Origin of the sequence: [Mycobacterium] manitobense, from assembly GCF_025821665.1 — a bacterium.
In the GTDB taxonomy this organism is placed as follows: domain Bacteria; phylum Actinomycetota; class Actinomycetes; order Mycobacteriales; family Mycobacteriaceae; genus Mycobacterium; species Mycobacterium arseniciresistens.
This window is the reverse complement of record NZ_JACKSJ010000231.1, coordinates 26,229-36,575: the sequence shown is the minus strand read 5'-3', so window position 1 is coordinate 36,575 and position 10,347 is coordinate 26,229. Positions and strand designations below refer to the sequence as shown.

The window sequence follows — 10,347 nt, the reverse complement described above, 5'->3', positions numbered from 1 at the left end:
GACGCCGTCGCCGCACCCTTCGTCATCCATGTCGTGAACGGACCCGACGAGCACCCGGACACCGAAGCCCAACCGGCCGAGCCCGCCGAGTCCGCTGATGCCGCCGCCGAGTCGGCTGAGGCCGAGGCCGATGAGCCCGATGGGGCCACTGCCGACGCCTCGGCTGATTCGATGGCCACGCTCGCCCACAACGACGGCATCCTGCCGCCCGAACAGATCGCCGACCTGGCCGAGCACGCCACGATCCGGCCGCTGATCCATCCCGGTGACGCCGCTCCCGAACCGCGCTACACCCCCTCGCGCAAGCTGGCGGAGTTCGTGCGGTGCCGCGACCTGGGCTGCCGATTCCCGGGCTGCGACATGCCGGCCTGGAAGGCCGACATCGACCACACCATCCCCTACCGCCAAGGCGGGCCGACCCAGGCGTCGAACCTGAAATGCCTGTGCCGCCTGCATCATTTGGTCAAGACGTTCTGGGGCTGGCGCGACCAACAACACCGCGACGGCACCGTCATCTGGACCAGCCCGGCGGGCCAGACCTACACCACCAGACCGGGATCGGCGCTGCTGTTCCCCAGCCTGTGCGCACCGACGGCCGCCGCAGTTGTCACACCGCGACGCGACGACCCATGCGGTGAGCGCACCGCGATGATGCCCCAACGGCAACGCACCCGAGCCCAGAACAAAGCCGCCCGCATTGCCGCCGAACGCCAACAGAACCGCGAACACCNGATGCCCCAACGGCAACGCACCCGAGCCCAGAACAAAGCCGCCCGCATTGCCGCCGAACGCCAACAGAACCGCGAACACCGCGAAGCCCGCCGCCGCGCCCGCCGCCAAGCACTCGACCAACTCATCGGCCCCGCACCACCACCGCAACCCGGCGACGAACCACCACCCTTCTGATGTGGGGTGATGGTTCGTCGCGAGGCGGCCTCCCCGCCGTTCTAGGCGAGTTGGGTGACCCGCACGCTGTTTCCGGACGGGTCACGGAAACCCGAGTCGATGCCGTAGGGCATCGGGTGGGGCTCCTCGGTGAACTCGACGCCGCGCGCGCTCAGCCGCTCGAATGATCCCCGGCAGTCGTCGGTGGTGAGGAACACCGTTCCCGCGAACCCCTTCGCCGTCAGGTCGAGCACCTGCGCCCGGGTGGCGTCGTCCATCACCGGCGCGCCCGGCACCGCCATCAGGACGATCGACACGTCGTCCTGTCCCGGCGGACCCACGGTCAGCCAGCGGAACGGCGTGTCGATGTCGGGCAGTGAAACATCTTCGCGCACTTCCATTCCGACTTTCTCGGTCCAGAACTTCAATGCGACTTCCTGATCGTGGACCCACAGGTGGGCACTGGCGATTCTCATCATGGGCACGACGCTACGACTGAGCGCCGCCGCCCGTCTTCTCCCCGTGTGCTGTCTTGACCCGGCTGTCTGCCGCCGGCCGGGTATCACGGCGCAGGATGCAGCTGGGCACCCTGGCGCGCAGTGCGGCGGGCGGCAGCGAGGCCCGGTAGGCGGCCGGCGGCCTGCCGTACACCCGGGCGAAGCTCGTGGTGAACGACCCGACGCTGTGCAGGCCGACCATCACGCAGATGTCGGCCACCGAGCGGTCGGTGTAGCGCAGCAGCGCCGCGGCGCGTTCGAGTCGCCGGGTCTGCAGGTAGCTTCGCGGCGACTCGCCGAACGTCCTGGTGAACATGCGGCTGAAGTGCGCGCGGGACAGGCCCGCGGCCGCCGCGAGGTCGTCCACCGTGATCGCCTCGGCGTACCGCGCGTCGACGAGGTCCTTCGCGCGCATCAGGTAGCGGGCCGGCGGCACCTGCGGCATAGCGGTAGAGGTTACTCCCGGGGGAGTATCTTGTTGAGGCGGACGAGTTGGCCGGGCGGCCGCGTGTCGTAGCGATACGGCCCGAGGAAAGTCCGGACTTCATAGAGCAGGGTGATTGCTAACGGCAATCCGAGGTGACTCGCGGGAAAGTGCCACAGAAAACAGACCGCCACCCTCGCGGTGGTAAGGGTGAAACGGTGCGGTAAGAGCGCACCAGCATCCCGGGTGACCGGGGTGGCTAGGCAAACCCCACCCGAAGCAAGGCCAAGAAGGCCGCACCTGGTGCGGTCGCGCAGGCGCTCGAGGGCTGCTCGCCCGAGCCTGCGGGTAGGCCGCTCGAGGCACCCGGCAACGGTGTGTCCAGATGGATGGTCGCCGCCCGGTCTCGCCGACCGGGCACAGAATCCGGCTTACAGGCCAGCTCGTCCGCCCCGCCCCAGCACGCCTGCGGATCAGTCGGCCTTGCGGACCGCCTTGTGCAGTTTGTCGAGCGCGTCGCCGAGCTGTTCCTCGGCCTCTTTCGCGACGGCGTCCTCGTGGGCGAAGAGCAGGCCGTAGGTGAAGGTGTCCTCGCCCGCAGCATGCGCGGCATCGGCCTGCTGGTGCAGGTGCACCCGGCTGACCACGCTGTCCTGATGGTCGCCCAGCAGGGACTGAACCGCCTTGGCGCGCTCGGCCACCTTGCTCTCACCAGTCGCCGCGGCCGTGTAGCGCAGCCGTTTCGCGCGTTTTCGGATCTTGTGCAGCGCCTCGTCCTGTTCGGCCTGCTCCAGATCGTCGTCCTCGGCGGCGGCCTTGGCCGCCTTGGTGGCCTTCTTGACCTTCTTGTAAGCCGAGTCGATGGATACCGGCGCGAGTTCCTCACCGGGCCGGGGCGCCGGCGGTTCCGCGGCGACCAGCCCGTCGAGTGCGTCGAGCAACCGGAAGTAGCGCTGCGAGCGCATCGCGATCAGCGACCGCCGCAGCCCGGCGTCGTAGCGCTTCTTGGCGCCCTCCACCAGCCGCTCGCGGACCGGTCCGCGCACCAGCTCGGCCGGCAGTCCGTCGAGTGCCTTCTCGTACTTCTCGGCCAGCACCTCGGCGTCGCGCGCCACGCCGAGCACGGCGGCGAGTTGCTTGAGCTCGTCGAGGACCCACGCGTCGTCGGAGATGCCGAACGCGCCTTCCGCCGACTGCAGCAGGCTGCGGATCTTGCGGGTCACCACCCGCATCTGGTGTACCGAGTCGTACACGTCGGCGCGTACGGCGCGGTCCCACACCACCAGCTCGTCCACCTGCTCGGCCACCGCGGCGTGGATGGGATCGACCGCCCGCTCGTCACCGTCACCGTCGGTGTCCGCGGGCTCGTCGCCCGATGTGTCGAGCACGCGAGCCAGCTTCGATCCGTGCCCGGCGGGCGTCGCGCCGGCGTCGAACAGCCGGTTGGCCAACCGGTCCAACAGCTCCGCGCCCGCGCGTCCGTCGTCGACGGCGCCCTCGGCGAGTTCGAGTTCCCACTCCCGCCAACGTTGTTCGTCGCCGTCCTCGCCGGCGGTCGCCGTCACCTGGTCGTCGCAGAACTCGGCCAACGGTGAGTCATCGGGGCCGAAGAGCAGGTCGACCGTCCGCTGCGTGGAGATGCGCGCGACCGGCGCCAGCGGCCTGTCCCGCACGATGGCCAGCACCACGTCGCGCAATGACTCCGGCACGGTGTCGGCGTCGTCGAGCGGCTGCCTGACCTCGGTCCTGGCATCCGGCCCTGCGGGCAGCTTGAGGTGCCAACCCGCGTCCTCGCCCCCGGTGCGCCGGCGCAGCGTCACGCGATGGGCCGCGAGATCGCGGCCCGGGGTGTCGAAGTAGACGGCGTCGAGGTGCTGGATCGGCAACCGCTCCACGCGCGACACCGCAGACAACCCCGCGAACGACGGCGACACCGTCGACTCGGTCACCTCGAACTTGCGCTCGACCTCAGTGTGACGCGACGTCTTCTTCGAACCCTTCTGAGCCCCGGCGGAGCTGTCGGCCATAGGTGCATTGTCCTTTCGGGGGCGAAGGCAGGTCTGAACGGCAGGTGGCCACAATGCCACACGAAGGTGAATCAATCGCTCCAGGCGACCGGCGGTCAGGCGGGGCGGACGCCGCGGATACAGTCCCGGGTGTGACCGAATACGACGCCATCACCTTCAGCCAGGACGGCGCCGTCGCGCGCATCACCCTGAACCGGCCCGACGCCGCGAACGGCATGAACGACACGATGACTCGCGAACTGGCCGACGCCGCCAAGCGCTGCGACACCACAGCGGTGAAGGTGGTGGTGCTCACCGGCTCGGGACGGTTCTTCTGCGCCGGTGGCGACCTCAAGTCGTTTGCCTCGGCACCCAGCCGGGGGGCCTACATCAAGGGCGTCGCCGATGACCTGCACCGGGCCATCTCCACGTTCGCGCGCACCGACGCCGTGCTCATCACCGCCGTCAACGGCACCGCCGCGGGCGCCGGGTTCAGCCTGGCGATCACCGGTGATCTCGTACTGGCCGCCGAGTCGGCGACGTTCACGATGGCCTACACGAAGGTGGGGCTGAGCCCCGACGGAAGTTCGTCGTACTACCTGCCCCGCCTGGTGGGGCTGCGCAAGGCCCAGGAGCTGATGCTGACCAACCGCACCCTGACCGCGGCGGAAGCCGTGCAGTGGGGTCTGGCCACCGACGTGGTGCCCGACGCAGAACTCGGCGAGCGCGCCGCCGGTCTGGCCGAGAAGGTGGCGGCGGGCGCGCGCGGATCGGGCGGCGCCGTCAAGTCGCTGCTGCTGAACTCGTTGAAGAACAGCCTCGAGGAGCAGATGGAACTCGAGGGCCGGCTGATCGCCGACCGTGCCGACTCGCCCGACGGGCGCGAAGGAGTGGACGCCTTCCTGGCCAAGCGTCGCCCGGAGTTCGCCTAGAAGCTGTGCTCCTCGGCGGGGAACACGCCTGAAGCCACCTCGTCGGCGTATTGCGTTGCCGCGCGGCGCAATTCGTCGCCGACGCCGCCGAACTGCTTGACGAACTTGGCGGTCCGCCCGCTGGTGAGGCCGGCCATGTCCTGCCACACCAGCACCTGTGCGTCGCAGCTGGGTCCGGCGCCGATCCCGACCGTGGGGATGGTCAGCTTGCCGGTGATCTGGGTGGCGAGTTCTGCGGGCACCATCTCCATGACGACGGCGAACGCGCCGGCCTCCTGCACGGCGATCGCGTCGTGGATCGTCTGATCGCCCGCGTCGCCGCGACCCTGCACGCGGAAGCCGCCGAGGCCGTTGACGCTCTGCGGGGTGAAGCCGATGTGCGCCATCACCGGGATGCCTGCGGCCGAGAGCGTGGCGATCTGCTCGGCGACGCGTTCGCCGCCCTCGAGTTTGACCGCGTGCGCACCCGTCTCCTTGAGGAAGCGGGTCGCGGTCGCGAGCGCCTGCGCCGGGCCGCCTTCATAGCTGCCGAACGGCAGGTCGGCCACGACCAGCGCGTGCGGTGCGCCCCGCACCACGCCGCGAACCAGGGGGATCAGCTCGTCGACGGAGACCGGCACCGTCGTGTCGTAGCCGTAGACGACGTTGGCGGCCGAGTCGCCGACCAGGAGCACCGGGATGCCGGCGTCGTCGAAGACCCGGGCGGTGGAGTAGTCGTAGGCCGTCAGCATGGCCCACTTGTGGCCCTCGGCCTTCCATTTGTGCAGATGGTGCGTGCGGACCTTGGTCCGGGGCTTGGGCTGTGAGTCGCCGTCGGCTGTTCCCGCGGCAGCACCGTAGACAGTCTGCTCAGACATCGTTGTCCCTTGTGGTGGTCGGTTCGATCCTCGAGGCCCATCAGGGTCCCCGGGTTCGGTTGACCAGTTCAGTGTGCCACCAGGGGTCCGCCAGGTGAACCCCGGCTTAAGTGGACTTTCTCACAACGGCGGCATCGGGCCCCTACGCTGGCCACATGCAACGCCTCAGCGGACTCGACGCCAGCTTCCTGTACCTCGAAACCGCACAGCAGCTGCTGCACGTCTGCTCGATCCTGGAACTCGACACGACGACCATGCCGGGCGGTTACACCTTCGACAAGCTGCGTGACGCGCTGTCGAAGCGGATCGAGTCGATGCCGCAGTTCCGGGAGAAGCTCGCCGACAGCCGGTTCAACCTCGACCACCCGGTGTGGGTGGAGGACGAGGACTTCGACGTCGACCGGCACCTGCACCGGATCGGGTTGCCGCCGCCGGGCGGCCGTTTCGAGCTGTCGGAGATCCTCGGCCACATCGCCTCTCTGCCGCTGGACCGCGCCCGGCCGCTGTGGGAGAAGTGGGTGATCGAGGGCATCGACGGCGCCGACGCCCGCGAGGGCGGCAAGCTCGTGGTGCTGACCAAGGTGCACCACGCCGCTGTCGACGGCGTCACCGGCGCCAGCCTGATGTCTCAGCTGTGCAGCACCGAACCCGACTCGGCCGACCCCGAGCCCGTGCAGGGCGTCGGCGGCGGGAACCAACTGGAGATCTCGGTCAACGGAGCGATCAAGTTCGCCACCCGGCCGCTCAAGTTCGTCAACGCGCTGCCGAGCACCGTCAACACGGTGCTCGACACCGTCAAGCGCGCCCGGGCCGGGCAGTCGATGGCCGCGCCGTTCGCCGCGCCGCAGACGCCCTTCAACGCCAACGTCACCGGCCACCGCAACATCGCGTTCGCCCAGCTCGACCTCGACGACGTCAAGAAGGTCAAGAACCACTTCGGGGTGAAGCTCAACGACGTGGTGATGGCGCTGGTGTCGGGGGTGTTGCGCAAATTCCTGCTCGACCGGGGACAGCTGCCGGACAGCACGCTGATCGCGATGGTGCCGGTGTCGGTGCACGACAAGTCCGATCGGCCGGGCCGCAATCAGGTGTCGGGAATGTTCTCCCGTCTCGAGACCAACGTGGAGAATCCGCTGGAACGGATCAAGGCCATCTCCGAGGCCAATTCCGTTGCCAAACAGCACAGCTCGGCGATCGGCGCGACGCTGCTGCAGGACTGGACCCAGTTCGCCGCCCCCGCGGTGTTCGGTGCCGCGATGCGGGTCTACGCCGCGAGCCGGCTGTCCGGGGCTCGTCCGGTCCTCAATCTGGTCGTGTCCAACGTCCCGGGGCCCCAGGTGCCGCTCTACTACCTGGGGTGCGAGGTCGGCGCGATGTACCCGATCGGTCCGGTGTTCCACGGCGCCGCGCTGAACATCACGGTGATGTCGCTCAACGGCAAGCTCGACGTCGGCCTGGTGTCCTGCCCTGAACTGCTGCCCGACCTGTGGGACATGGCCGACGACTTCGCGCCCGCCCTCGACGAGCTCCTCGACGCCACGCGCTGAACTCGCCCGGCAGCCGCCTCGCCAGCACCGATGGGCGGTCATGGCAGCATGTGGAGCCATGAGACTTCGGATGGGGGTCGTTGCGGCCGCCGCGGCCCTGCTCCTTGTGGCGGGCTGCAGCAACGTCGTCGACGGACGTGCGGTCCTCGCCGTGCCACGGCCGGGCACACCGGTGCAGTGGGTGCTGTGCCAGGGCTCCGCGCCGGCGGGTGATTCCCGGATTCCGCCGGGCGCCGAGTGCGGTCTGCTGTCGGTGCCGGTGGACTACTCCAAGCCCGACGGTGACGTCGCGCGGCTGGCGATGATCCGGTTCAAGGCCACCGGCCCGAACCGGATCGGCTCCCTGGTGATCAACCCGGGCGGGCCGGGGGAGTCGGGCGTCGAGGCCGCGGTGTCGACCCTGCCGTCTATCCCGGACTCGGTCCGCGAACGGTTCGACCTGGTCGGTTTCGATCCGCGCGGCGTCGCCTCGTCCACGCCCGCGGTGTGGTGCAACTCCGACGCCGACAACGACCGGCTCAGGGCCGACCCGCAGGTCGACTACACCCCCGAAGGCGTCGAGCACATCGAGAACGAGACCCGTGCATTCATCCAGCGGTGCGTCGACAAGTCGGGTGAGAACTTCCTGGCCAACATCGGAACGGCCAACGTCGCACGCGATCTCGACGCGATCAGGGAGTCGCTCGGCGACGAGAAGCTGACCTACCTCGGGTACTCGTACGGCACCCGAATCGGGTCGGCGTACGCCGAGGCGTTCCCGGAGAAGGTGCGGGCGATGATCCTCGACGGCGCGGTGGATCCGAACGCCGACCCCATCGAGGCCGACATCCGCCAGGCGGCGGCGTTCCAGCAGGCGTTCGACAACTACGCCGCCGACTGCGCCAAGGCGCCGGACTGTCCGCTCGGCACCGACCCGGCCAAGGCCGTCGAGGTGTACAAGAGCCTGGTCGACCCGCTCGTCGAAACGCCCGCCAAGACCGACGATCCCCGCGGCCTCTCCTACAGCGACGCGATCGTCGGCACCATCATGACGCTGTACTCGCCGAATCTCTGGCGGCACCTGACCGCCGGGCTCACCGAGCTCGAGCAGGGCCGTGGCGACACGATGCTGATCCTCGCCGACCTGTACATGCGCCGCGACGCGACGGGGCACTACAACAACTCGACCGACGTCCGGGTCGCGGTGAACTGCGTCGACCAGCCGGCGGTGAAGGACCGCGACAAGATCGTCGAGCAGGACCGCAGGCTGCGCGAGGTGGCGCCGTTCATGAGCTACGGCGACTTCACCGGCAACGCACCGTTGGGCACCTGTGCGATGTGGCCGGTGCCGCCGACCAGCAAGCCGCACGAGATCTCGGTCAGCGGCCTGCCGCCGGTCCTGGTGGTCTCGACGACGAACGATCCGGCCACGCCGTATCAGGCCGGGGTGGACCTGGCCCGCCAGCTGGGCGGCACGCTGGTGACGTTCGAGGGCACCCAGCACACCGTGGTGTTCCAGGGCAACAGCTGCGTCGACGACATCGCGGCGACCTACCTGGTGGACGTCACGGTGCCACCGGCCGACACCCGTTGCAGCTGAGCGGGTCACAGCCAGGTCACCGTTTCGTACCGGCCGCAGACCTGCCGCGGCCGGCCGTGCGACCATGAGCGCCATGTGGCGGGTCGGGCGGCGGTCGTTGGCGGCTGCGCTCGTGCTCGTCATGCTTCCCGCTCCCGGTGCGGCGCCCGCGTCCGCCAGCCCCGAGGGCCAGGCCACCCAGGCCTACGGGCAGCCGCCGGTGTGGGGTGGCTGCGCCGACATGCTCGGCGACGTCAGCCGCATCCCGACCGCTCAGTGCGGCCGGGTGGCGGTACCCGTCGACTGGAACGACGCGGCGAATCCACAAGCCGCGCAAGCACAATTGGCGGTCATCCGCGTCCCGGCCCGCGGTGAGCGCATCGGTGTGCTGATGGTCAACCCGGGCGGCCCCGGCGCCTCGGCCGTCGACACCGTCGCCGGCATGGGCGCCGCACTGGCCGACACCGAGATCGGCCGGCGCTTCGACCTGGTCGGTTTCGACCCGCGTGGCGTCGGCCATTCGACACCGGAACTGCGGTGCCGGACCGACGCGGAGTTCGACGCCTACCGCCGCGAGCCGATGGCCGACTACAGCCCGGCAGGCGTCGCGCACATCGAAGGGCTCTACCGCCGGCTCGCCCAGCAGTGCCTCGACCGGATGGGCGCGCAGTTCCTGGCCGGAGTGGGCACCGCCTCCGCGGTGCGCGACATGGACGCCGTCCGCGGCGCGCTCGGCGAGCAGCAAGTGAACTATCTCGGGTTCTCCTACGGCACCGAACTCGGCGCCGCCTACGCCGAACAGTTCCCGGACCGGGTGCGGGCCATGGTGCTCGACGGGGCGGTCGACCCGAGCCTCGATCCGACCACCCGCAACCTGCGCCAGCTCGCCGGCTTCCAACGGGCGTTCGACGCCTACGCCGCCGACTGCGCGAAGTCGGCCGGGTGTCCGCTCGGCACCGATCCGGCCCAGTTCGTCAACCGCTATCACCAACTCGTCGACCCACTGGCGCAGCGCCCCGCCCCGACCACGGACCCCCGGGGGCTGAGCTACCAGGACGCCATCACCGGCACCGGCAGCGCCCTGTACTCGAAGCGCTTCTGGCCCTACCTGACCAGCGGGCTGCTCGGTCTGGCCCGCGGCACCGATCCCGGTGACCTTCTGGTGCTGGCCGACGAGTACCAGAAGCGTGACCGCGCGGGTCACTATGCGAATCAGCAGGACGCGTTCACGGCGATCCGCTGTGTGAACGCCCCGTACCCGACCGACCCGGCGGTGTGGGCCGATGTGGACCGGCAGGCCCGTCAGGCCGCGCCGTTCCTGGCCTACGGGTCGTTCACCGGGTTCGCCCCCCGGGACATCTGCGCAATGTGGCCGGTGCCGACGACGTCGACGCCGCATCCGGCCGTGAGCCCCGGTCCCGGCAAGGTCGTCGTGGTGTCGACGACCCGAGATCCGGCGACGCCGTACGAGGCGGGCGTCGAGCTCGCACGGCAGCTGCAGGCGTCGCTGATCACTTTCGACGGGACCCAGCACACCGTGGTGTTCAACGGGGACGCGTGCGTCGACACGGCCACCCTCCGGTTCCTCGTGGATCAGCAGGCCCCGCCGGCCGGTCTGACTTGCTAGATCTAGCAGCGGCG

Annotated in this window: 8 protein-coding genes, 1 other RNA gene and 1 pseudogene; 6 read left to right on the top strand and 4 right to left on the bottom strand. The window is 69.7% G+C overall.

The features are described from left to right. Positions 1 to 192: 192 nt before the first annotated feature. Positions 193 to 906, top strand: a pseudogene (locus tag H7I41_RS24845) (HNH endonuclease signature motif containing protein); the annotation flags it as partial. A 41-nt stretch (positions 907 to 947) separates the two neighbouring features. Here the strand turns inward: H7I41_RS24845 and H7I41_RS24840 are convergent. Beyond that, positions 948 to 1,364: a VOC family protein gene (locus H7I41_RS24840; RefSeq protein WP_264015291.1), complete on the bottom strand. Its 417-nt coding sequence runs from the start codon at positions 1,362 to 1,364 to the stop codon at positions 948 to 950. 10 nt (positions 1,365 to 1,374) lie between these two features. Beyond that, positions 1,375 to 1,827, bottom strand: coding sequence for a helix-turn-helix transcriptional regulator (locus tag H7I41_RS24835; RefSeq protein WP_264015290.1), 453 nt, complete (start codon positions 1,825 to 1,827; stop codon positions 1,375 to 1,377). Between the two features lie 43 nt (positions 1,828 to 1,870). On the opposite strand from H7I41_RS24835, the gene rnpB reads away from it, so the two are divergent. Continuing rightward, an RNA gene (gene rnpB, locus H7I41_RS24830) (RNase P RNA component class A) lies at positions 1,871 to 2,256 on the top strand. 23 nt (positions 2,257 to 2,279) lie between these two features. Here rnpB and H7I41_RS24825 read toward each other — a convergent pair. Next, positions 2,280 to 3,833, bottom strand: a complete 1,554-nt coding sequence (locus H7I41_RS24825; protein ID WP_264015289.1) for a CYTH and CHAD domain-containing protein — start codon at positions 3,831 to 3,833, stop codon at positions 2,280 to 2,282. A 131-nt stretch (positions 3,834 to 3,964) separates the two neighbouring features. On the opposite strand from H7I41_RS24825, the gene H7I41_RS24820 reads away from it, so the two are divergent. Next, on the top strand, positions 3,965 to 4,744 hold the full coding sequence (locus H7I41_RS24820; RefSeq protein ID WP_264015288.1) for an enoyl-CoA hydratase/isomerase family protein: 780 nt from the start codon (positions 3,965 to 3,967) through the stop codon (positions 4,742 to 4,744). On the opposite strand, the gene panB is transcribed toward H7I41_RS24820, so the two are convergent. Beyond that, entirely contained in the window at positions 4,741 to 5,601 is an 861-nt protein-coding gene (gene panB, locus H7I41_RS24815; protein ID WP_264015287.1) for a 3-methyl-2-oxobutanoate hydroxymethyltransferase, read from the bottom strand. The genes H7I41_RS24820 and panB overlap by 4 nt on opposite strands. A gap of 155 nt (positions 5,602 to 5,756) precedes the next feature. On the opposite strand from panB, the gene H7I41_RS24810 reads away from it, so the two are divergent. From H7I41_RS24810 to H7I41_RS24800, 3 genes are all read left to right on the top strand, one after another. After that, positions 5,757 to 7,148, top strand: coding sequence for a WS/DGAT/MGAT family O-acyltransferase (locus H7I41_RS24810; protein ID WP_264015286.1), 1,392 nt, complete (start codon positions 5,757 to 5,759; stop codon positions 7,146 to 7,148). Between the two features lie 58 nt (positions 7,149 to 7,206). Continuing rightward, positions 7,207 to 8,727, top strand: coding sequence for an alpha/beta hydrolase (locus tag H7I41_RS24805; RefSeq protein WP_264015285.1), 1,521 nt, complete (start codon positions 7,207 to 7,209; stop codon positions 8,725 to 8,727). Positions 8,728 to 8,791: 64 nt separating this feature from the next. After that, a complete protein-coding gene (locus H7I41_RS24800; RefSeq protein WP_264015284.1) occupies positions 8,792 to 10,333 on the top strand; it encodes an alpha/beta hydrolase in 1,542 nt (513 codons plus the stop codon). Positions 10,334 to 10,347 lie beyond the last annotated feature (14 nt).